The following is a 20,927-nucleotide window of genomic DNA, read 5'->3' as shown; positions in this document are numbered from 1 at the left end:
CTGTCTCCAACATAGACTCAGTGAAATTGAATTCCCCGTGAAGATGCGGGGTTCCTGCGGTCAGACGGAAAGACCCCGTGCACCTTTACTATAGCTTTACACTGGCATTCGTGTCGGCATGTGTAGGATAGGTGGTAGGCTTTGAAGCGGGGACGCCAGTTTCCGTGGAGCCATCCTTGAAATACCACCCTTATCGTCATGGATGTCTAACCGCGGTCCGTTATCCGGATCCGGGACAGTGTATGGTGGGTAGTTTGACTGGGGCGGTCGCCTCCGAAAGAGTAACGGAGGCGCGCGATGGTGGGCTCAGACCGGTCGGAAATCGGTCGTCGAGTGCAATGGCATAAGCCCGCCTGACTGCGAGACTGACAAGTCGAGCAGAGACGAAAGTCGGTCATAGTGATCCGGTGGTCCCGCGTGGAAGGGCCATCGCTCAACGGATAAAAGGTACGCCGGGGATAACAGGCTGATGACCCCCAAGAGTCCATATCGACGGGTTGTTTGGCACCTCGATGTCGGCTCATCGCATCCTGGGGCTGGAGCAGGTCCCAAGGGTTTGGCTGTTCGCCAATTAAAGCGGTACGTGAGCTGGGTTCAGAACGTCGTGAGACAGTTCGGTCCCTATCTGCCGTGGGTGTAGGAATATTGACAGGATCTGTCCCTAGTACGAGAGGACCGGGATGGACATATCTCTGGTGGACCTGTTGTCCTGCCAAGGGCATAGCAGGGTAGCTATATATGGACGGGATAACCGCTGAAGGCATCTAAGCGGGAAACCCACCTGAAAACGAGTGTTCCCTATCAGAGCCGTGGAAGACGACCACGTTGATAGGCCGGGTGTGGAAGTGCGGCAACGCATGAAGCTTACCGGTACTAATAGCTCGATTGGCTTGATCGTTCTCATTGATCAATGCTCATCAGGCGCCAAAGGCGCCTCATGATGCAAGACGTGTTCAAAACCAGCGAATAAAATGGCGAAGCGAAACTATTCGCTACTCACTAATCCCTATTCGCTCAAAATCCAGCTTCTCAATTGTTGCGCTTCGCTGACCTGGTGGTCATGGCGGGGTGGCTGCACCCGTTCCCATTCCGAACACGGCCGTGAAACGCCCCAGCGCCTATGGTACTTCGTCTTAAGACGCGGGAGAGTCGGTCGCTGCCAGGTCTGCTAAACGCAACATAAATCTTCTCATCACATTCTACGGCCCAAAGCCGATCAAAGGGCCGCTCGCAAAGCGGCCTTTTTGCTTTCGAGCCCTATATGTAGACTGAAATAGCGATGCACCGGATCTATAATGGTGCGTCCCTTACAGGAGACAACTCCTTCGGAGTTGCTCCGGCAGTAAGCGTAAATCGCCAAAGGCGTTTTACGCTATCGCGACAAAACCCAAAGGGTTTTGCGCTGGACGCGGGGTGGAGCAGCCCGGTAGCTCGTCAGGCTCATAACCTGAAGGCCGCAGGTTCAAATCCTGCCCCCGCAACCAAACTTCCCGACACACATCAAAGCCCGCCATCAGGCGGGTTTTTGCGTTTCTGGGCTGGAGATAAACCGCACCCTCACTCCTCCCGAAACGCTCAGCTCAACTGATCCGTCAATGGCTTTGTGAAAAACGACATCGCCGTCCGCTCCTGTGTCGAGATGAAGACTTCGACCGGCATGCCGGGCAGGAGTAGCAAGGTGTACCGTTGCTCCTTGGAGGTCGTGCGCGCCATAGCCGCAGTCCGGCACAGCTTCTGCCAATACGAAAACAGAAAAGGGCGCGACATCTGCCGCGCCCTTCTGGACTTCATCAAAGCAATCGAAGCCGGATCAACCTGCCCGCAGGCTGTAGCCGTTCACGGCATCGAGCATATCGCGGACCTTGCGGCGCTCGCCCTCGAGTTCCTGCGTCAGCGCCTGGTTCTGTGCGTTCAGCCGCTGGATCTGCACCTGCAGCTCGCGGATATCGGCGAAGTTGAGGCGGCGGCCGATGGTCAACAGGAGGTCGGCTGAATTGGTCTGCAGCGCGCGGCCGGTCACCGAGCTGTGGAAGCGGACTTCCTGGGCGTGATAGTCGATGACCGTCTGGGCGGCGACGGGATAGCCGAGATACTCCATAATCTGGAAGATCAGATCGCCGACCTTGTTCGGAGTGCCGGCGGCCGGCGTTGCAGCGGCACGCGTGTCGGAGATCAGATCCCATAGGCCGCGGAACATCAGATAGCCGAACTCGATCGGCTGGTCGTAGACCCATTCGAGATCGATGAAACTCAGCTTTTCGCCAACGATGAGATTGCGCGGGATCGCATCGAGCAGTGAGCCGGGCACACGGTCCTGTAGCTGCATCGGCGCGGGGATGCCCATGCCGGCAAGATGCTGGTCGAGCGCCTGCTTCCAGACACTGGTCCAGTTCGCAAGATGCTCGACGGACCAGCCGTCCTGAAGCAGGCAGCGCTTGCCGATATCGCGCCACACCAGACCGGTTTCAAAGACCTCGTCTTCAAGATTGATCTTCAGCGGCGATAGATTCATGCCGTTGTTGTCAGCCTGAATGGCTTCGCGCTCGACCACGAGCTGCTCGCCCTTGCGCACGAAGCGCACCAGCTTCTGATACTGCGCGTCACGGCCGCCGGTGAAGTGCGTGGCCATGACATCGTCCGCCGCCAGCGGCTGGGCGGAAGAGACAAGCAGGAAGGAGTTGGCGAGATCGCCCTGCAGGCCATTTCGCGCGATCACGTCCCAAGCGAGGTCCTGTTCGAAAGCAAGAATGCCGGGGCGCTGCGGGTCGGTCGCCGTCGCGCCGCGGATCAGCGGCGAGAAATCGGTCGGCAGGTCGGCGGTCAGGGCTTCCTCGTTCAGCACGAACCGGGGCAGCTTGTAATCCGGGAAGGGGAACCAGTATTTCTGATGTGGCAGGCCAGCGGCCGTGACGCGATGCGACAGCTCGCGCTTGCCGAAGGTAACGGGACCGTTCTGCGTATACTGATCCTCGACGCCGACCATCGGCCGCGCCAGATGATCTTCGGGGAAGCCGGCGAGGTATTTGAGGCCGATCTGGTTTTCGATGGCGATGATCAGCACGCCGCCCGGTGCAAGCAGCGAACGCGCCTTGGCAAGCATCCGCTCGATCGCATCCTGGCCATCTTCGGCACCGAAGAAGACGCGCGCATATTCCAGCACGCCGATCAGCGTCACCGTCGCGAACTTCTGATCGATTTCGAAATTCTGCAGCGGCTCGGCGAGAACCGTGACGTTCGGAAGGTCGCGGCAACGTTCGGCGATGGTCGCGGCACGGCGTGGGCTACCTTCGAGGGCAAGTACCTCGTGGCCTTCTTCGCCGAGGAAGCGCGTCATGGCACCCGCGCCAGCGCCAATTTCCAGGACGGGGCCGCGGATCAGGTGCTTGATCGGCCGGAACAGATTGGTGCGTGTCGGATTGAGATGGTAGTTCGAAGGCCAGTCGGTGATCGCCCGCTCAAGTTCCTTGGAGAAAAGCGAGGTATCGGCAGACAAGCGCATGACATCGAGGATCCGCATTTCCGATGCGTCGCCGTCGTTGTAGCGGAACGCGTCGCGCGTCGTCTCGTGGCTCCAGACCTTGCCGTTCTTGCGGTAACCCGATGCCTGTAAGAGGTCTTGCATGAATTCTCCAATACAGCCGCGGCTGATTCTGACGAAGGTTTGAGAGACCAATCGCAGAAGAGGCTGGACCGAAGCTGACGGACGAACCGGTGTGCGGCTTGCTCAAGACATCGCTGAAAACGAAAGAAGCCCGCTTTCGCGGGCTTCCCTGTTTCTTTCGATTGCCGGTCAGCTCCGGATCGTCGCCTTGCCCTCATCGACAAGCCGCTGCGCCGCTTCCGCGGGCGTCGTGCGCTCGAACGCCAACTCGTCGGCGATCGGCCGGAACAGGCGCTGGTCGAATTCGGTCGAGCCGAGCGGGGCCGGCGCCGGGTAATCGCCGACCTGATCCTTGAGCAGGTTGACATATTGAACCGTCGCCTGTTCCGTCGGGTTCAGGCCCGGCAGGATTGCCTCGCGCACGGCAGGGGACATCGGCACGCCGCGCTCGACGCCGAGGATCTTGCCGGCTTCGGGGCTGTTGACGAAGAAGTCGATGAATTTCGCGGCCGCCTCGCCGTTCTTGGTCGTCGCGCCGACGCTCCAGATCAATGCTGGGCGGTAGTAGTGCCCGGAGGGACCGCCCTTCTTTTCGCGCGGAAGCGTGGTGATCGCCAGCTTGTTCTTGGAGATCAGCTGGTAGCCGACGAGCTGGTTGGAATAGGCCATGCCCATCGCCGATTTGCCGAGCGCCAGCGCGTTGGTATCGATCGTGTTCTGGTCGAGCGTCTGGACGTCGGCGCCGACTGTGCCGCCCTTCTTGCGAAGATCTTCCCAGAAACTGTACCACTCCTTGGCATCGTCGACACCGAAGCCGAGCTTGCCATCGGCATAGAGGCTCTTGCCGCGCTGGCGCAGCCAGGCGTCGAAGACATAGGTATAGCGGGCGCCATAAGGGCCGCCCCAGTAATTGTCCTTGCCCGATGCCTTGGTGAGCTCGACGGCCAGCTTCGCATATTCGTCCCAGGTCAGATCCGTCGTCGGTAGCGGCAGGCCGGCTTTCTCGAAGGCAGCCTGGTCGAAGAACAGTGCGAAGGAATTGAGGCCGAGGCCGACGCCGTAGAGCTTGCCGTCGACGGTGGTCAGCTTCAGCATGTCCTTGCCGAAGGCATCGACCTTCAGCGTCGAGGGCACGAATTCGTCGAGCGCCAGGCAGGCGCCGCGCTTGGAATAGTCGGAAATCGTGCCGGGCTCGAGCTGGAAGACGTCGGCAATGGCGCGGCCGGCCATCTGTGTCGCAAGCTTGGTCCAATAGCCGTCGCCGCTCATGGATTCGCCGACGATCGTCACGCCGGGGGTCTTGTCCTGGTAGAGCTTGGCGACATCGAGCGTGCGCTTGGCACGGTCGTTCGAGCCCCACCACATGGCGCGCAGCTGCGCATCCGCCGCAAAAGCCGGTACGCCGCCGGCACCGAAAGCCAGGCCTGCCGTCACGCCGGCCGTGCCCATCAGAAATGAACGCCTGTTGATCTGCATGATGTTCCTCCTTTGGCTGCCCTCGCCGTCCTCCAACTTTGTCCGGGCATCTGGCGGCACAGCCTACGCAAAAAATGTCCGTTTGCAAGAAATTATATAAAACTTGCAAATTTGCATAATTTGCATAATGTCGCCCTATGAGCGAAACGAAATCCAAACGGCCGCGCCAGGCCGATATTGCGGCGCTGGCGGGCGTCTCCATCTCCACGGTGTCGCGTGTGCTTGCCAATGAGCCGGGCATTAGCGGCAGCGTGCGCGAACATATTCTGCGGGTGGCGGCCGAGCGCGGCTATCAGCCGAAGTCACTGATGGAAGCGCCGGCGGGCGGTCTGGCGTTGATCGCCAGCGACAGCGTTACCGGCGGTCTCAGCGTCTTCTATGAATCGATCGTAGAAGGCCTGCGCGCCGGGGCGATGGAAGCGGGCATGCCATTCGAAGTCCGGCTGCTGCGTGAAGACCGCGCGTCCCCCGATGCGATCAGGGGCCATATGGAAGCTACGAAGTCCGAGGGCTTGTTCCTCGTCGGTATCGACCCTTCGGACGTGCTGCGCCAATGGATCGAGGAGGAGAATGTGCCTGTCGTGCTGGTCAACGGCACGGATCCGCAGCTGAAGCTCGATGGAGTATCGCCCTCGAATTTCTTCGGTGCCTTCCAGGCGGCTGAGCGGCTGCTCGACGCAGGGCACCGGAAGATCCTGCATCTGACCGGCTCGCATCGCCACACGATCCGCGAGCGCGTTCGCGGCTTCGATACGGCAATTGCGACCCGCGGCGCGGAAAGCCTGTTGGTGCCAATGGATTTCTCCGGTAGCGCGACCCGGGAAGCGCATGAGCGCACTGCAGCACTGCTTGCCAAGGACAAGAGCTACACCGCCGCCTTCTGCATGAATGATTTCATCGCCGTCGGCGTTCTCGAGGCCGTCACCGAGGCCGGTCTTCGCGTGCCGGAAGATTTCGCCATCGTCGGCTTCGATGATCTTCCTTGCGCGATGATGACAAATCCGCCCCTGTCGACGATGCGTGTCGACAGGGCCGCGCTCGGGCGCGAAGCGATCGCGCTGATGATTGCCCGCTTCCGCGACAGGACTGCGCCTGCGCGCCACTTATGCCATGCGGTCGTCCCGGTCTCCGGGGGACTGTGCCAGATGCAAAAAATCGATGAGTGATGCAGATGACATATGATCCGGCCAGCGCCAATCCGCTTGTGGGCAATCCCCTGAAGACGCGCGACGACATGAGCCGCGCGCTTCATGCTCTCTTTGATCCGCTTCTGCCCTATTTTTCGGAAGGCAATGCGCGTGTCCGGCTTGATGGCGCCGGTGCGCATTTCGACCGGGCAGCAGCCGATCTCGAAGGTTTTGCCCGGCCGCTCTGGGGCCTTGCGCCGCTCGGCGCCGGCAAGGGGGAATTCGGGCACTGGCACCGCTTTGCGGAAGGCATCGCCAACGGTACCGATCCGGATCACCCGGAATATTGGGGCACCGTCAATGGCCGCGACCAGCGCATGGTCGAGCTCGCTGCGCTTGGCTTTGCAATCGCACTCACACCCGAAAAGGTCTGGGAGCCGCTGAACGCGAAGCAGCGCGCCAATGTGATTGCCTATCTCAAGCATGCCCGGCAGTTCGACTATGCCGACAATAATTGGAAGTTCTTCCGCATCTTCGTCGATATCGCGCTTGATCGCGTCGGCGCGGATTTCGATCGCAGCCTGACCAGGCAATATCTCGAAGAGCTCGAAGGCTTCTATGTCGGCGACGGCTGGTATCGCGATGGTAATGTGCGCCGTGTCGATCACTACATTCCCTTCGCCATGCACTTCTACGGCTTGATCTACTCGAAGCTGGTGGATGACGACTATGCCAGGCGCTATCGCGAGCGGGCGCTGCTGTTCGCCAGGGATTTTCGCCATTGGTTTGCCGATGATGGCGCGACGATCCCGTTCGGCCGCAGCCTTACCTACCGCTTTGCCTGCGCTGGCTTCTGGTCGGCCCTTGCCTTTGCCGATCTCGAGGCGCTGCCCTGGGGCGAGGTGAAGCATCTCTGCCTGCAGCATCTGCGATGGTGGCGCGACAAGCCGATGACCAATCGCGACGGCATTCTGTCGATCGGCTTTGCCTATCCGAACCTCTTGATGTCGGAGAGCTATAATTCCGCCGGTTCCCCCTATTGGGCCTTCAAGGCATTCCTGCCGCTGGCGATCCCCGAAAACCATCCGTTCTGGACCGCCGAAGAGAAAGTGCCTGCAGCCGGCGCCGTGACGCCGCAGCGTCATCCCGGCATGGTCATCATGCATACCGGGGAAGATGCGGTCGCCCTGTCGTCAGGGCAGGAAAATCTCCAGATGCGGTTTGGTACCGAAAAATACGCAAAATTCGCATATTCGGCCCGCTATGGCTTCAGCGTCGAGGCAGACGAGCGCAGCTTTGCCGGCGCCGCTTTCGATTCCGCGCTGGCCTTCAGCGATGACGGCCTGCACTACCGTGTCAGGGAAACCAACAGGGAAGCGAAGATCGCCGGCGATGTGCTCTATGCGAAGTGGTCGCCCTTCAGCGATGTCAGCGTGGAAACCTGGCTGGTGCCTGCCGCGCCGTGGCATTTGCGCGTTCACCGCATCAGATCGGATCGCGCTCTGCAGATCGCCGAGGGTGGGTTTGCGATCGCCAAGCGGGATTTCGATCTCGATAGACTGGAGGCGGAGACCGGCGCGGCGCATGCCATCGGTGAAGCGGATTTCTCCGGTATCGTCGATCTCGGCTCCAGCATCGAGCGACAGGGCTTTGTGCAGAAGGCGCTGCCGAACACCAATATGATCGCTGCCAAGACCCTCGTGCCGCAGCTCCGCGGTGCGATCAAGGCCGGTGAAACCGTGCTTGTGACGGCCGTGATTGCCACCGGAGACCAGCAGGCAGCAAAGACGGCCTGGCTGAAGCCTCCCGCAAAACCCGATCTTGTGGCGCTTGAGGCGCTGGTTGCCAAAGAAGGCGTCACCGTCAGCGCCATCGAAGCGCCGGGGCAGATGCCATGACAGGTCCCGGCATTGCGCTTGCCATGCAGCCCGGCCAGCGGACCGAACACGTGTTGCCGGATCAGCTTCTCGACCGGCTGGCGGGTCTCGGCACGCTTATCGACCGGCAACCGCTTGAGAATTTCGATGACGAGCGCGCCAGACGGGTTCTGGCGGACACCGAGATATTGATCACCGGCTGGGGCGCGCCCTTTGCCGGAGAAAACGTCCTTTCGCTCGCCAAGGGGCTGAAGCTCGTGGCGCATGCGGCGGGCACGGTGAAGGGTATCGTCGGCGAGGAGATCTTCAATGCCGGCGTCAAGGTCACGCATGCGGCGGAAGCCAATGCCGTGCCGGTGGCCGAGTTTACGCTTGCGGCCATTCTCTTCGCCGGCAAGCAGGTCTTCCGCTTCCGGGATTTCTATACCGCCGACCGCGACCGTGACCGCACCTATCCGATGCAGCGGCTGGCGATCGGCAACTACGGCCGCACCGTCGGCATCATCGGCGCTTCGCGGATCGGCCGCCGGGTGATCGAGCTGTTGAAGCCGTTCGAATTCAATATCGCCCTCTTCGACCCGACACTGAGCGCCGTCGAATGCGCGGCCCTTGGCACCGAAAAATGCGATTTGGATACGCTGATGCGCATCTCCGATATCGTCTCGCTGCACGCACCATCGCTGCCCTCGACGCGTCACATGATCGATGCGGGGAAATTGGCGCTGATGAAGGATGGCGCGGCACTGATCAACACGGCGCGTGGCGCGATCATCGATGAGGCCGCGCTGCTCGCGACCCTCGCCACCGGCCGCATCGATGCGGTCATCGACGTGACCGATCCTGAAGTTCCGGAGAAGGCATCGCCCTTCTACGACCTGCCGAACGTTTTCCTGACGCCCCACATTGCGGGGGCAGTCGGATTGGAGCGGGCAAGGCTGGGCGAAATGGCCGTTGACGAGGTGGAGCGCTTCCTGAAAGGCCAGCCGCTGCGCTATGCACTGACGCTCGCCGATCTCGACCGGGTTGCCTGAGGCGGCGAAAGCGACGCCTCAGGCCTGATTTGATTAGCCGGCTTTTATGCTGTTCGGCGAGCCGTCATTGGCAAGCTCGGGCATCAGCTCGGCGATCGAGACGACCTTGCCGGTTCGCGAGCTCTGCAGCGCCGCAATACCGCACAGAACCGACATGGCGCCCGCCCGCGTTCCGGCGCGCTGATGCAGGGCGTCGTTCATATCGGGCTTGAAGATCATGTTGCGCATCCGGTCGTCGCCACCGTAGTGGCCGCCCGACGAATGCGGAACGGTGATACGCTCGACGGCTTCCTTGCCGTTGGGGAAGTTGCGGATCAGCAGGATTTCGTCTTCCCGCTTCATCTCCCAGGGCTGCGCCTCGTACTGACGGATCTCGATGCGGCCTTTGGTGCCATTGAACGCCAGGTGATGGCCCTCGATCGGCTGGAAGGTGTTCAGCGAATAGGAAACGTGGACGTTATTGCGATAGCGGATGCTGACGACCATCGTATCGGGAATGTCGATATCCTCGCGGAAGACGCAGCCGTCGCGGAAATAGCCATCGACCTTCGAGGGATCCTCGTAGAGCGTGTCGAGGAAGGGATCGGCGCCGAGGTCGAGATAGTAGTCGCACTCGGCGGTGTGGGGACAGAGCTTGCAGCGCGGTCCGCGGAACGGGCCTTTGCGGCCGTAGTTCTGCAGGTCGGCGAAAGACGTCACGGCTTCCGGATCGCTGTCGAGATACCAGTTCAGCAGGTCGAAATGGTGGGTCGCCTTGTGAACGAAAAGGCTACCGGAATTCTCGGTATAGGCATGCCAGCGGCGGAAATAGTCGGCGCCGTGCTTGGTGTTCAGGTACCAATGGAAATCGACCGATGTGACGCGGCCGATCTCGCCGGAATTCAGCAGTTCCTTGATGCGCGCCGCCGTCGGCGCGTAGCGGTAGTTGAAGGACACGTCGACACGCTGGCCGGTGCGCTTCTCGGCATCCATGATCCGGCGGATCTTGTCGACCGCCGTCGTCATCGGCTTTTCGGTGATAACGTCGATGCCCGCCTCGAGCGCCCGAACGACGATTGCGTCGTGGGTGTGGTCAGGGGTGCAGACGATGACGAGGTCGGGCTTGACCTCCTTCAGCATCGCGTCGATGTCGTCATAGATCGGGGCGTTGCTGCCGATCATCGTGCGGGCGCGTTCTCCGCGCAGCGCATTCTTCTCGACGATGGCGACGAGATCGACATGCTCACGCCAGCCGGCGAGCAGGTCCTTCCCCCACATGGTGGTCCCGCGGTTACCGGTCCCGATCAGTGCAAAGCGGCGTTTCTCCATCGAATGATCCTCCTTCATACGTGCTGAAACGAATATATCCAATTAAACCAGGCAGCAGCTATGATACCGGTCGACGCAGGTCGCGATGACCTCGTCCGCCGGACGCTTCCACCAATTGTCTGCCGAAAAGATTTCCACCTCCTGCGCGCCGAAGAAGCCTGCCTCCTCGATCATGCGCCGGATGCTCTTCAGATCGATCACGCCGTCACCCATCATCCCACGATCGGTCAGCATGTCCTTGGTCGGAACCAGCCAGTCGCAGATGTGGTGGGCGAAGATGCGTTTCATGCGGCCGGCGCGGGCGATCTGCTCGGCAAGCTCCGGATCCCACCAGACGTGATAGACGTCGATAGCGACGCCGACATCGGTGCCGAGCTGCTCGCACATGTCGAGCGCCTGGCGCAGCGTATTCACGCAGGAACGATCGGCGGCATACATCGGATGTAGCGGCTCTATCGCCAGCGGCACGCCGGATGCCTTGGCATGGGGCAGGACGGCGGCAATGCCATCGGACACCATCTGCCGGGCAGCGCCGATATCGCGCGATCCACCGGCCAATCCACCAACGACGAGCACCAGGCAATCCGCACCGAGCGCTGCGGCTTCGTCGATCGCCCGCCTGTTGTCGTCGAGGTTCTTCTGCCAGTCGCCGTCATTGGCGGCCGGAAAGAAGCCGCCACGGCAGAGACCGGTCAGCTTCAGGCCGTTCGATTGGACGATGCGCACGGCTTCGTCCAGGCCGGCCTTGGCCACCTGATCGCGCCAGGGCGCAATCCTGGTAATGCCGTGCTTCAGGCAGATATCGACTGCTTCGGCAAAACCGCATTGCTCGCGGATCGTTGCGAGATTGATCGAAAGCCCGTCCACCTGCATGTCATGTCCTCCCTGACTGACCGGTCACTGCACGCCGTTAACGGCGAGAACCTGCTTCATGCGGCTGACGGCGAGATCCGGGTCGGCAAGCACGCGCGCCTTGTCGGCGAGCCGGAAGAGTTCGGCCAGATGCGTCAGCGACCGCGTGCTCTGCTGCCCGCCGACCATCGCGAAATGATCCTGCAGACCGTTGAGATAGGCGAGGAAGACGACGCCGGTCTTGTAGAAGCGGGTCGGCGCCTTGAAGATATGCCGCGAAAGCGGAACGGTCGGATCGAGCAGCTCGAAGAATTCATTGTTGTTCTGCCGCCCGAGCGCCTCCATGGCGGCGGAGGCCGCCGGCGCGATCGCATCGAAAATGCCGAGAAGCGCATCGGAATGGCCCTGTTCGTCACCGGCGATGAGCTCCGCATAATTGAAGTCGTCGCCGGTATACATGCGCACGGATTTCGGCAGCTGGCGGCGCATCGCCACTTCCTTCTCCTTGGAAAGAAGCGAAATCTTGATGCCGTCGACCTTGGCGGCATTGGCCTCGATGACCTCCAGGCAGGTCGACATCGCCTTGATGTGGTCGTCGTTGCCCCAGTAGCCCTCGAGCGCCGGATCGAACATCTCGCCGAGCCAGTGGATGATCACCGGTTCCTTTACCTGGCGAAGGATCCGGTCATAGACGCGGATATAGTCATCCGGCCCTTTGGCCGCAGCCGCCAGCGCCCGGCTCGCCATCAGGATGATCCGGCCGCCTTCGGCTTCGACGGTTTCGATCTGCTCTTCGTATGCCCTGATGATCGTATCGATCGTCACATCGGGTCCGGGTGTCAGGTGATCCGTACCGGCGCCGCAGGCGATCAGCGCATCGTCGCGCCCGCGCGCCTCGCGCAGCGCACGGCGGATCAGGTCACGCGCCTCGGGCCAACCGAGACCCATGCCGCGCTGCGCGGTGTCCATCGCCTCGGCAACGCCGAGCCCGAGATCCCATAGGCGATGGCGGAAGGCGAGCGTCCGCTCCCAGTCGATCGCCGGTGTCAGCCAGGGATCGTTATCGGCCAGCGGATCGGCAACCACATGTGCGGCGGCATAGACCACCCGCGGAAAATCCCTGGCCTTGCGCTTCTTCACTTCGATCGGCGAGCCGGTCAGCTGGTAGGCGGCGATCTTGCCGTCGAGCGGAAGGTTGATCGAGCCTACCATGATCAGAACTCCAGTGCGGGAACGTCGAGCCAGCGGCGTTCGGCCCAGGATTTCAGGCCGAGTTCGGCAAGCTGCACACCCTTGGCACCGGCTTCCATGCCGTAGGGCCACGGGGCATCCTCGGCGACGTGGCGCAGGAACATTTCCCACTGCGCCTTGAAGCCGTTGTCGAAGAGCTGCGTATCCGGCACTTCGTCCCAGGTCTTGTAGAAATCGATCGTCTGCGGCTGGTCGGGGTTCCACACCGGCTTCGGCGTGTTGACGCGATGCTGCGTCCAGCATTTCGTCAGACCGGCAACGGCCGATCCGTGGGTGCCGTCAACCTGGAAGGTCACGAGATCGTCGCGGCGCACGCGCACCGCCCAGGAGGAGTTGATCTGCGCGATCACGCCGCCATCGAGCTCGAAGGTCGCATAGGCGGCATCGTCGGTATCGCAATTATAGGTCTTGCCCTGCTCGTCGACGCGGCTGCCAATGTGGGTAGCGCCGAGGCAGGAGACGGCCTTGACCTCGCCGAACAGGTTGTCAAGCACATAGCGCCAGTGGCAGAGCATATCGAGGATGATGCCGCCGCCGTCGCCCTTGCGGTAGTTCCAGGACGGGCGCTGCGCCGGAACGCCCCAGTCGCCCTCGAAGACCCAGTAACCGAACTCGCCGCGGACCGAGAGAATCTTGCCGAAGAAGCCGGAATCGCGCAGCAGCGCCAGCTTGCGCAGGCCGGGCAGGAACAGCTTGTCCTGCACCACGCCATGCTTCAGGCCAGACTTGCGGGCCTTGCGCGCCAGCTCGAGTGCCACCTGCAGATCATCGGAGATCGGCTTTTCGCAATAGACATGCTTGCCGGCATCGAGCGCTCGCGAGAGCAGCTCGGCGCGCATCAGCGTCGTGCCGGCATCGAAGAAAATGTGATCGTCGGGATTGGCAAGCGCTGCGTCGAGATCGGTCGACCAGCGCTTGATGTTATGCTTGCGGGCAAGCTCTTCCATCTTGTCGCGGTTGCGGCCGACGATGATGGGATCGATCTCCAGTCTCTCGCCGGATTTCAGCAGAAGACCGCCCTGATCGCGGATCGCCAGGATCGATCGCACCAGGTGCTGATTGTATCCCATGCGGCCGGTAACGCCGTGCAAAATGATCCCGAGACGCGCCATTTTTTCCTCCCTGCCAATCGGTTTCCAGTGGGGAGCGGGCTTGGCCCGGCCCTCCCAAGCCGGTAACTAAACGGTTACTTGATGGCAGATGAAAACCGGACCTGTCAATAGGCAAATCCGGATTCGACTTTTCAGCGCTTGATTGAGGCGAGCGTCACATGGACGATATGGCGCTCCCAGGTGTCGAGATTTTCGGGCTGGATCAGCGGGCGGCCGAAGATTGTCGAGAGTGTGTACTGGTTGGAAAGATAGAAATATCCGAGCGATGCGATGGTCAGATAGACATGCAGCGGATCGGCGCTTTCGATGAAGACGCCCTCCTTCTTGCCGCGCTCGAGCACCTGGGCGAGTTCGCCGATCAGGTGCGAATGCAGTTCCTTCAGCCGCACCGATTGCCGCAGCCAGCGGGCGCGGTGCAGGTTCTCGGTCCCGAGCAGGCTCAGGAATTCCGGATGCTTGAGGAAATAGCGCCAGGTGAAGAGCGCGAGTTCGGTAATGCCCTCTTCCGGATTGCGGTCGCCGATATGCAGCTCGCGTTCGGCGGTGCGGATGCCGACATAGGCCTCTTCGAGGACGCGCAGATAGAGCTGCTCCTTGTCGCCGAAATAATGGTAGAGCATGCGCTTGTTGGTGCCGGCGCGCTCGGCGATGGCGTCCACGCGGGCGCCGCCCATGCCGTTTTCGGCAAACTCCTGCGTTGCCGCCTCGAGGATCGCAGCTTTGGTTCTTTCCGGGTCGCGTTGCAGCACGCGTTCGCCGGCGGCGCGCTTCGACTTTTTCTTTTCGCCAGTCTGGCCGGTATCGTTCATCGGCTTATCTCCCCAGACGCTAATGTTGCGCTCATAAGGCTTCGGTGCGAGGTTGTACAAGCGAAATTCGAGGAGGAAACCTCGCTGAATTATGACCGCTTGACAGGCTCGATGCTTGTCCATAGCTTGTAACCAATTAGTTATTTGTTGCAAGAGAAACCAGCAAGGAGCGTGTGGAGGCGCTCCCCAAGGGAGGAGGAAAAACAGATGACATTCAGCATTAATAGACGTGGTTTCATGGCGGGAGGGGCCTCGCTTCTCGCGCTTTCGGGTATGGGTATGCCTGCATTTGCGCAGGATGCCCGCCTGCGCCTTATCTGGTGGGGCTCACAACCCCGCGCAGACCGCACCAACAAGGTGTCGGATCTCTACAAGGCCAAGAATTCTGGTGTTTCGATCACCGGTGAATTCCTGGGCTGGGGCGACTACTGGCAGAAGCTCGCGACCCAGGTCGCCGGCAAGAACGCCCCCGACGTGATCCAGATGGATTATCGTTACATCGTCGAATATGCCCGGCGCGGCGCTCTTGCGCCCCTGGAATCCTACATGCCCTCGAAGCTGCAGCTCGGTGATTTCGATCCGGCCCAGATCGAAGGCGGCAAGGTCGACGGCCATCTCTACGGTATCAGTCTCGGCGCCAATTCAGCAGCCACGGTCGTCAATACCGTTGCCCTGCAGGAAGCAGGCATCGAGCCACCGAACAACAAGACGACCTGGGAAGAACTCGGCAAGATGGGCGCCGAGATCACCAAGTCTGGCAAGCGCAAGGGCTTCTTCGGCTTTGCCGACGGCAGCGGCGCCGAGCCGCTCTTCGAAAACTACGTCCGCCAGCGCGGCAAGGCGCTGTACACGGCGGATTCGAAGATTGCCTTCGGTGTCGACGACGCTTCCGAATGGTTCGACATGTGGGCGAAGTTCCGCGAAGCCGGTGCCTGTGTGCCGCCTGACGTTCAGGCACTCTACAAGGACACCATCGATACGGCCCCGCTCACGATGGGCAAGGCCGCGATCGACTACGCGCACAGCAACCAGTTCGTCGGCTTCCAGGCCGTCGTCAAGGACAAGCTGACGCTCAGCAACTACCCGCGCATTAAGGCGGACTCGAAGGGCGGCCACTACCGCAAGCCGTCGATGTTCTTCTCGGTGTCAGCCCAGTCGAAGGTGCTCGATCAGGCCGTCGATTACGTCAACTTCTTCGTCATGAATCCCGATGCCGCCAAGGTGCTCGATGTCGAGCGCGGCATTCCGGAATCGAAGTCGATGCGTGAAGTCGTTGCCGGCACGCTCGATGATGTCGGCAAGATCCCGCTGAACTACGTGGCAAATCTCGGCGATCTCGCCGGCCCGCTGCCGCCGCCGCCGCCGACAGGCGCAGGCGAAGGGCAGACGGTTCTGCGTCAGCTCGCCGAGCAGGTCGCTTTCGGTCAGGTAACCCCTGCCGATGCTGGCAAGCAGCTTGTGGATGAAATTACGCGCGTTCTCGCGCGGGGTTGAGCCATATGAACAATGCGATGCGCACGACGGCCGACGGAGCCGTGACGGTGGAACGTTACCAGGGAGCAGTGGCAGACAGCCGTTTCAGGCGGCTGTGGAATGCCAATGCTCCAGGTTATCTCTTCCTTCTGCCCTGGCTTCTGGGCTTCTTCGGGCTGACGCTCGGACCTGCCCTGATCTCGCTCTACCTGTCCTTTACCGACTTCGACATGTTGAGGGCGCCAGGCTGGGTAGGCACTGCCAACTACGTGCGCATCGCCACTGCCGATCCGAAATTCGCAGCCGCGATGTCGGTGACGCTCACCTATGTGGTGCTCTCGGTACCGTTCAAGCTCACCTTCGCCCTCATGGTTGCGATGGCGCTGAACCGCGGTATCCGTGGCCTGCCGGTCTACCGCGCCATTTTCTACCTGCCGTCGCTTCTCGGTGGCAGCGTGGCGATCGCCGTTCTCTGGCGCCAGCTCTTTGCCGGTGACGGCCTTGTCAATGCGGCGCTGGCACAGATCGGTATTCAGGGCCCGAGCTGGATCTCGCATCCGAGCTATTCGATCTATACGCTGGTAGCGCTGTCCGTCTGGCAGTTCGGCTCGCCGATGATCATCTTCCTCGCCGGTCTGCGCCAGATCCCGCAGGATATGTATGAGGCCGCAAGCCTCGACGGCGCCTCGAAATTCCGCCAGTTCTACAAGATTACCCTGCCGCTTCTGACGCCGGTGATTTTCTTCAATGCGGTGGTGCAGACGATCGAAGCCTTCAAGGCCTTCACGCCGGCCTTCATCATCTCCGGCGGCACCGGCGGCCCGATCAACTCGACGCTGTTCTACACGCTCTATCTCTACCAGGAAGCCTTCGGCAATTTCCGCATGGGTTATGCCTCGGCGCTCGCCTGGATCCTGGTGGTCATCATCGCGATTTTCACCGCCTTCTCGTTCCTGTCCTCGCGCTATTGGGTTCACTACGATGACTGAGATGACCACCGCAGTCACCGCGGCCAGGCCGCCATCCGACGTCAACAAGCGCAGCCTGCCGGGTTCGATCGTCGTCCATATCCTGCTGATCGGCGCATCGCTTTTGATGCTCTATCCGCTGCTCTGGATGGTCTCGGCCTCGGTGCGCCCGGAAAACGAAATCTTCTCGTCGACCTCGATCATCCCGTCGTCGATCGATTTCAGCTCCTACGTCCGCGGCTGGACCGGCCTCGATATCACCTTCGGCCGCTTTTTCTGGAATTCGCTCGTCATCTCGCTGCTGACGGTCACCGGCAATGTCATCGCCTGCTCGCTGGCGGCCTTTGCCTTTGCCCGCCTGCGCTTCGCCGGCCGGAACTTCTGGTTCGCGATCATGCTCGGCACGCTGATGATCCCGTATCACGTAACGCTGATCCCGCAATATGTGCTGTTCCTCAACCTCGGCTGGGTCAACACCATCCTGCCGCTGGTCGTACCGAAATTCCTGGCAAGCGACGCCTTCTTCATCTTCCTCATGGTGCAGTTCTTCCGCGGCATCCCGCGCGAATTGGATGAGGCGGCGATGATGGACGGCTGCAGCGCCTGGCGCATCTACTGGAAGATCATGCTGCCGCTGTCGCTGCCGGTTCTGGCGACGGCTGCGATCTTCTCCTTCATCTGGACCTGGGACGATTTCTTCGGTCCGCTGATCTACCTGAACGACATGAACACCTACACGATCCAGCTCGGTCTGCGCACTTTCGTCGACTCGACCAGCGCATCGGATTGGGGCGGACTGTTCGCCATGTCGACACTGACGCTCGTGCCCGTGTTCTTCTTCTTCCTGTTCTTCCAGCGCCTGCTGATCGAGGGCATTGCGACGACCGGCATGAAGCGCTGATGCCAATGGGAAAGAATGACATGACCATCAAGACTGTTGCCATCGTCGGCTGCGGTATCGGGCGTTCGCACATCGTCGAAGGCTATCTGCCGCATCCCGATCGCTTCAAGGTCGCAGCGATCTGCGACCTCAATGAAGAACGGCTGAAGACCGTCGGCGACGAGTTCGGCATCGAGCGCCGCACCACCTCCTTCGACGAGCTCCTGGCCGATGACAGCATCGATATCATCGATATCTGCACGCCGCCGGGCATTCACAAGGAGCAGGTGATCGCGGCACTCGCCGCCGGAAAGCACGTCGTCTGCGAAAAGCCGCTGACGGGATCGCTCGCTGGCGTCGACGAGATCATGCGCGCCGAGAAGACCGCCAAGGGCACGCTGATGCCGATCTTCCAGTATCGCTACGGCGACGGCATCGAGCAGGCAAAGCGCATCATCGATGCCGGGATCGCGGGCAAGTTCTACATGGGCTCGGTCGAGACCTTCTGGCTGCGCAAGCCGGAATATTATGCCGTGCCCTGGCGCGGCAAATGGGCGACGGAACTCGGCGGCGTGCTCGTCACCCACGCCCTGCATCTCCACGACATGCTCTTTCATCTCGCCGGCCCCGCAGCCCGCGTCTTCGGCCGCGTAGCAACGCGCGTCAACGATATCGAGGTGGAGGATTGCGCGTCGGTCAGCCTTGAGATGCAGAACGGCGCCTTCGTTTCACTTTCCTGCACGCTCGGTTCGCAGCAGGAAATCAGCCGTCTGCGGCTGCATTTCGAAAACGTTACTTTCGAGAGCAACCACGAAGCCTATTCGCCCGGCAAGGGACCATGGCAGATCCTGGCCGCAAACGACGAAGTGCAGGCAAGGATCGCTGCCGTCCTCGCGGACTGGCAGCCGGTCGCCCCGCGCTTCAACACGCAGATGGTCCGCTTCCATGATTATCTCGGTAGCAAAGGGCCGCTGCCGGTCACTTCTGCAGACGCGCGCCGTGCGCTGGAGCTGGTGACGGCGATCTATCAATCCTCGGACAGCGGGGCTGACGTTGCGCTGCCGATCGGGCCGGAGAGCCCCAAATACGCCGACTGGCGTGCAAAAACGCGATAACGGGATCAGAGAGGATTTGGGAGATGGCAACGAGTGTCGTTCTTCAGAAGGTCGAGAAACGCTACGGGTCGCTTGATGTCATTCACGGCATCGACCTGACGATCGATCCCGGCGAATTCGTCGTGTTCGTCGGCCCGTCGGGCTGCGGCAAGTCTACGCTGCTGCGGATGATCGCCGGTCTCGAGGAAATCTCGGGCGGCACGCTGCTGCTCGACAACGAGCGGATGAACGAGGTGGCGCCCGCCAAGCGCGGCATCGCCATGGTCTTCCAGTCCTATGCGCTCTATCCGCATATGTCGGTGTACAAGAATCTGGCTTTTGGACTGGAGACAGCCGGCTACAAGAAGGCGGAGATCGAGCCGAAGGTGCGCCGCGCCGCCGAGATCCTGCAGATCGAGAAGCTGCTTGAGCGCAAGCCGAAGGCGCTCTCCGGCGGTCAGCGCCAGCGCGTCGCGATCGGCCGTGCCATCGTCCGAGAGCCGCGCATCTTCCTTTTCGACGAGCCGCTCTCGAACCTCGACGCCGAACTGCGCGTGCAGATGCGCGTCGAGATTTCGCGGCTTCACGGCAACCTCGGCAACACGATGATCTACGTCACCCACGACCAGGTGGAAGCCATGACCATGGCCGACAAGATCGTGGTGCTGAACTCCGGTCGCATCGAGCAGGTTGGTGCGCCGCTCGATCTCTACAACAACCCGGCCAACCGCTTCGTTGCCGGCTTCATCGGCAGCCCGAAGATGAATTTTCTGAAGGCGAAGATCGAGCAGGTGAATGATGGCGATACCGTCATCAACGTTTCCGGAACCTCGATCCGCCTGCCACGCCGCCTGAAGGGCGCCGCGGGATCGGACGTCACCTTCGGCATCCGTCCGGAACACCTGACCGTTGCCGCGGGCGGCGCCGAGCTCGCGACCGTCAATGTTGATCTCGTCGAGAACCTCGGCGGTGCGACCATGCTCTACAGCACGACGCCCGATGGTCAGCAGCTGACGATCGCGCTCGATGGCCAGCAGAAGGTCGAACGCGGCACCAACGTCAAGACGTCCTTCGATCCCGCCCGCTGTCACGTCTTCGATGCCTCGGGCGCGACCATCTGAGTGACTGCTCAGCTTGACAGCCAATCCTCCTCTGGCCATCATTTTGAAAATGGGCCGCGAGGGGGACGAGCGTGACGCCTGAAGATAGGATTCATGCACTCGGCATCTGGCACGGGCCGGTCGAGATCGAACCTATCACCGGCGGCATCACCAACCGTAATTATCTCGTCAAGGATCAGCGCGCGCGGCGTGTCGTTCGGCTCGGCGACGATATTCCGATCCATCACATCAGCCGGCCGAACGAGCTTGCCGCCAGCATCGCCGCCCATGCCGCAGGCCTGTCGCCAGCCGTCATCCATCATGCGCCCGGCATCCTCGTTCTTGATTTCATCGAATCCCGCGCGCTGACCGCTGCCGACCTGCAGGATGAGCAGACCCTGCAGCGGACGCTGCCGCTGATCCGGGCCTGCCATCGCGACATTGCCCGCCACTTCCGCGGCCAGGCGATGATCTTCTGGGTGTTTCACGTCATCCGCGATTATGCGGCTAACTTTGCGTCCGCGGGCAGCGGCTATGCGCCGTTGCTGCCGCACTTTCTCGAAAAGACCGAGCGCCTGGAAGCCGCCGCCGGTCCGTTTGAGATCGGCTTTGGGCACAATGATCTTCTGGCCGCCAATTTTCTCGATGACGGCAAGCGGCTTTGGCTGATCGACTGGGACTATGCCGGCTTCAACACACCGCTCTTCGATCTCGGCGGCCTTGCTTCCAACAACGAACTCCCGGAAGCCACCGAACGCATGATGCTCGAAAGCTATTTCGAGACACCGCTGACGCTTGATCTGTGGCGTCGCTACCGCGCCATGAAATGCGCCTCGCTGCTGCGCGAAACGCTCTGGAGCATGGTCTCCGAGACCCATTCGACCATCGATTTCGACTACGCCGCCTATACCGCCGAAAATCTCGCGCGCTTCGAGCGTGCCTATAAGGCATTTGAACAGGATCAGTAG

16 protein-coding genes, 1 tRNA gene and 2 rRNA genes (1 of these 19 only partly in view) are annotated in these 20,927 nt (G+C 61.3%); 12 read left to right on the top strand and 7 right to left on the bottom strand.

Annotated elements, in window-relative coordinates; genetic code table 11:
• The 3 genes from F2982_RS09135 to F2982_RS09125 all read left to right on the top strand — a co-directional run.
• Nucleotides 1-898: ribosomal RNA gene (locus F2982_RS09135) — 23S ribosomal RNA — on the top strand; it begins 1,903 nt to the left of the window's first position.
• A gap of 152 nt (nt 899-1,050) precedes the next feature.
• Nucleotides 1,051-1,165, top strand: a 5S ribosomal RNA gene (rrf, locus tag F2982_RS09130).
• Nucleotides 1,166-1,407: 242 nt separating this feature from the next.
• Nucleotides 1,408-1,484, top strand: a tRNA-Met gene (locus tag F2982_RS09125).
• A 326-nt stretch (nt 1,485-1,810) separates the two neighbouring features.
• Here the strand turns inward: F2982_RS09125 and F2982_RS09120 are convergent.
• Together F2982_RS09120 and F2982_RS09115 are read right to left on the bottom strand one after the other, a co-directional pair.
• Nucleotides 1,811-3,622, bottom strand: coding sequence for a class I SAM-dependent methyltransferase (locus F2982_RS09120; protein ID WP_203429877.1), 1,812 nt, complete (start codon nt 3,620-3,622; stop codon nt 1,811-1,813).
• A 168-nt stretch (nt 3,623-3,790) separates the two neighbouring features.
• A complete protein-coding gene (locus F2982_RS09115) occupies nt 3,791-5,077 on the bottom strand; it encodes an ABC transporter substrate-binding protein (protein ID WP_203429876.1) in 1,287 nt (428 codons plus the stop codon).
• Between the two features lie 137 nt (nt 5,078-5,214).
• Between F2982_RS09115 and F2982_RS09110 the strand changes: the two genes are divergently transcribed.
• From F2982_RS09110 to F2982_RS09100, 3 genes are read left to right on the top strand one after another with little or no spacing between them, the layout of a single operon-like run.
• On the top strand, nt 5,215-6,243 hold the full coding sequence (locus tag F2982_RS09110) for a LacI family DNA-binding transcriptional regulator (RefSeq protein WP_203429875.1): 1,029 nt from the start codon (nt 5,215-5,217) through the stop codon (nt 6,241-6,243).
• Nucleotides 6,244-6,248: 5 nt separating this feature from the next.
• Complete coding sequence (locus F2982_RS09105) at nt 6,249-8,102, top strand: DUF2264 domain-containing protein (RefSeq protein ID WP_203429874.1); 1,854 nt, start codon at nt 6,249-6,251, stop codon at nt 8,100-8,102.
• Nucleotides 8,099-9,112 (top strand): hydroxyacid dehydrogenase, encoded by a 1,014-nt coding sequence (locus F2982_RS09100; protein WP_203429873.1) that lies wholly within the window; start codon nt 8,099-8,101, stop codon nt 9,110-9,112. The genes F2982_RS09105 and F2982_RS09100 overlap by 4 nt, the downstream gene beginning before the upstream one ends.
• Before the next feature lie 33 nt (nt 9,113-9,145).
• Here F2982_RS09100 and F2982_RS09095 read toward each other — a convergent pair whose 3' ends face one another.
• The 5 genes from F2982_RS09095 to F2982_RS09075 all read right to left on the bottom strand — a co-directional run bounded on the left by F2982_RS09095 (nt 9,146) and on the right by F2982_RS09075 (nt 14,444).
• Nucleotides 9,146-10,420, bottom strand: coding sequence for a Gfo/Idh/MocA family oxidoreductase (locus F2982_RS09095; RefSeq protein ID WP_199629898.1), 1,275 nt, complete (start codon nt 10,418-10,420; stop codon nt 9,146-9,148).
• A gap of 42 nt (nt 10,421-10,462) precedes the next feature.
• The gene (locus F2982_RS09090) at nt 10,463-11,293 is read right to left on the bottom strand and encodes a sugar phosphate isomerase/epimerase family protein (RefSeq protein WP_203429872.1); all 831 of its coding nucleotides are present in this window, start codon (nt 11,291-11,293) and stop codon (nt 10,463-10,465) included.
• Between the two features lie 24 nt (nt 11,294-11,317).
• Nucleotides 11,318-12,484, bottom strand: coding sequence for a dihydrodipicolinate synthase family protein (locus tag F2982_RS09085; protein ID WP_203429871.1), 1,167 nt, complete (start codon nt 12,482-12,484; stop codon nt 11,318-11,320).
• Nucleotides 12,485-12,486: 2 nt separating this feature from the next.
• Nucleotides 12,487-13,635: a Gfo/Idh/MocA family oxidoreductase gene (locus F2982_RS09080; RefSeq protein ID WP_203429870.1), complete on the bottom strand. Its 1,149-nt coding sequence runs from the start codon at nt 13,633-13,635 to the stop codon at nt 12,487-12,489.
• A 131-nt stretch (nt 13,636-13,766) separates the two neighbouring features.
• The gene (locus F2982_RS09075; RefSeq protein WP_203429869.1) at nt 13,767-14,444 is read right to left on the bottom strand and encodes a TetR/AcrR family transcriptional regulator; all 678 of its coding nucleotides are present in this window, start codon (nt 14,442-14,444) and stop codon (nt 13,767-13,769) included.
• A gap of 207 nt (nt 14,445-14,651) precedes the next feature.
• Here F2982_RS09075 and F2982_RS09070 point away from each other — a divergent pair, with 207 nt between their 5' ends.
• The 6 genes from F2982_RS09070 (at nt 14,652) to F2982_RS09045 (ending at nt 20,927) form a co-directional block, all read left to right on the top strand.
• Nucleotides 14,652-15,938 (top strand): extracellular solute-binding protein, encoded by a 1,287-nt coding sequence (locus F2982_RS09070; RefSeq protein WP_203429868.1) that lies wholly within the window; start codon nt 14,652-14,654, stop codon nt 15,936-15,938.
• Between the two features lie 5 nt (nt 15,939-15,943).
• Nucleotides 15,944-16,906, top strand: coding sequence for a sugar ABC transporter permease (locus F2982_RS09065; RefSeq protein ID WP_203429867.1), 963 nt, complete (start codon nt 15,944-15,946; stop codon nt 16,904-16,906).
• Entirely contained in the window at nt 16,899-17,786 is an 888-nt protein-coding gene (locus tag F2982_RS09060) for a carbohydrate ABC transporter permease (protein WP_203429866.1), read from the top strand. The genes F2982_RS09065 and F2982_RS09060 overlap by 8 nt, the downstream gene beginning before the upstream one ends.
• Before the next feature lie 20 nt (nt 17,787-17,806).
• Nucleotides 17,807-18,880 (top strand): Gfo/Idh/MocA family oxidoreductase, encoded by a 1,074-nt coding sequence (locus tag F2982_RS09055; protein WP_203429865.1) that lies wholly within the window; start codon nt 17,807-17,809, stop codon nt 18,878-18,880.
• 23 nt (nt 18,881-18,903) lie between these two features.
• Entirely contained in the window at nt 18,904-19,980 is a 1,077-nt protein-coding gene (gene ugpC / locus F2982_RS09050; RefSeq protein ID WP_203429864.1) for a sn-glycerol-3-phosphate ABC transporter ATP-binding protein UgpC, read from the top strand.
• Nucleotides 19,981-20,051: 71 nt separating this feature from the next.
• On the top strand, nt 20,052-20,927 hold the full coding sequence (locus tag F2982_RS09045) for a phosphotransferase (RefSeq protein WP_203429863.1): 876 nt from the start codon (nt 20,052-20,054) through the stop codon (nt 20,925-20,927).

Origin of the sequence: Rhizobium sp. BG4 (assembly GCF_016864575.1) — a bacterium.
Classification (GTDB): domain Bacteria; phylum Pseudomonadota; class Alphaproteobacteria; order Rhizobiales; family Rhizobiaceae; genus Rhizobium.
The sequence above is the reverse complement of the archived record's forward strand: the minus strand, read 5'-3'. Positions and strand labels throughout refer to the sequence as shown.

Excerpts from the sequence above, each read along its gene's own strand:
- F2982_RS09120 (WP_203429877.1), bottom strand. The coding sequence starts at position 3,622 with ATGCAAGACCTCTTACAGGCATCGGGTTACCGCAAGAACGGCAAGGTC.
- F2982_RS09085 (WP_203429871.1), bottom strand. The coding sequence starts at position 12,484 with ATGGTAGGCTCGATCAACCTTCCGCTCGACGGCAAGATCGCCGCCTAC.
- F2982_RS09070 (WP_203429868.1), top strand. The coding sequence starts at position 14,652 with ATGACATTCAGCATTAATAGACGTGGTTTCATGGCGGGAGGGGCCTCG.
- F2982_RS09065 (WP_203429867.1), top strand. The coding sequence starts at position 15,944 with ATGAACAATGCGATGCGCACGACGGCCGACGGAGCCGTGACGGTGGAA.
- F2982_RS09090 (WP_203429872.1), bottom strand. The coding sequence starts at position 11,293 with ATGCAGGTGGACGGGCTTTCGATCAATCTCGCAACGATCCGCGAGCAA.
- F2982_RS09080 (WP_203429870.1), bottom strand. The coding sequence starts at position 13,635 with ATGGCGCGTCTCGGGATCATTTTGCACGGCGTTACCGGCCGCATGGGA.
- F2982_RS09110 (WP_203429875.1), top strand. The coding sequence starts at position 5,215 with ATGAGCGAAACGAAATCCAAACGGCCGCGCCAGGCCGATATTGCGGCG.
- F2982_RS09115 (WP_203429876.1), bottom strand. The coding sequence starts at position 5,077 with ATGCAGATCAACAGGCGTTCATTTCTGATGGGCACGGCCGGCGTGACG.
- F2982_RS09105 (WP_203429874.1), top strand. The coding sequence starts at position 6,249 with ATGACATATGATCCGGCCAGCGCCAATCCGCTTGTGGGCAATCCCCTG.
- F2982_RS09060 (WP_203429866.1), top strand. The coding sequence starts at position 16,899 with ATGACTGAGATGACCACCGCAGTCACCGCGGCCAGGCCGCCATCCGAC.
- F2982_RS09075 (WP_203429869.1), bottom strand. The coding sequence starts at position 14,444 with ATGAACGATACCGGCCAGACTGGCGAAAAGAAAAAGTCGAAGCGCGCC.
- F2982_RS09100 (WP_203429873.1), top strand. The coding sequence starts at position 8,099 with ATGACAGGTCCCGGCATTGCGCTTGCCATGCAGCCCGGCCAGCGGACC.
- F2982_RS09055 (WP_203429865.1), top strand. The coding sequence starts at position 17,807 with ATGACCATCAAGACTGTTGCCATCGTCGGCTGCGGTATCGGGCGTTCG.
- F2982_RS09095 (WP_199629898.1), bottom strand. The coding sequence starts at position 10,420 with ATGGAGAAACGCCGCTTTGCACTGATCGGGACCGGTAACCGCGGGACC.
- ugpC (WP_203429864.1), top strand. The coding sequence starts at position 18,904 with ATGGCAACGAGTGTCGTTCTTCAGAAGGTCGAGAAACGCTACGGGTCG.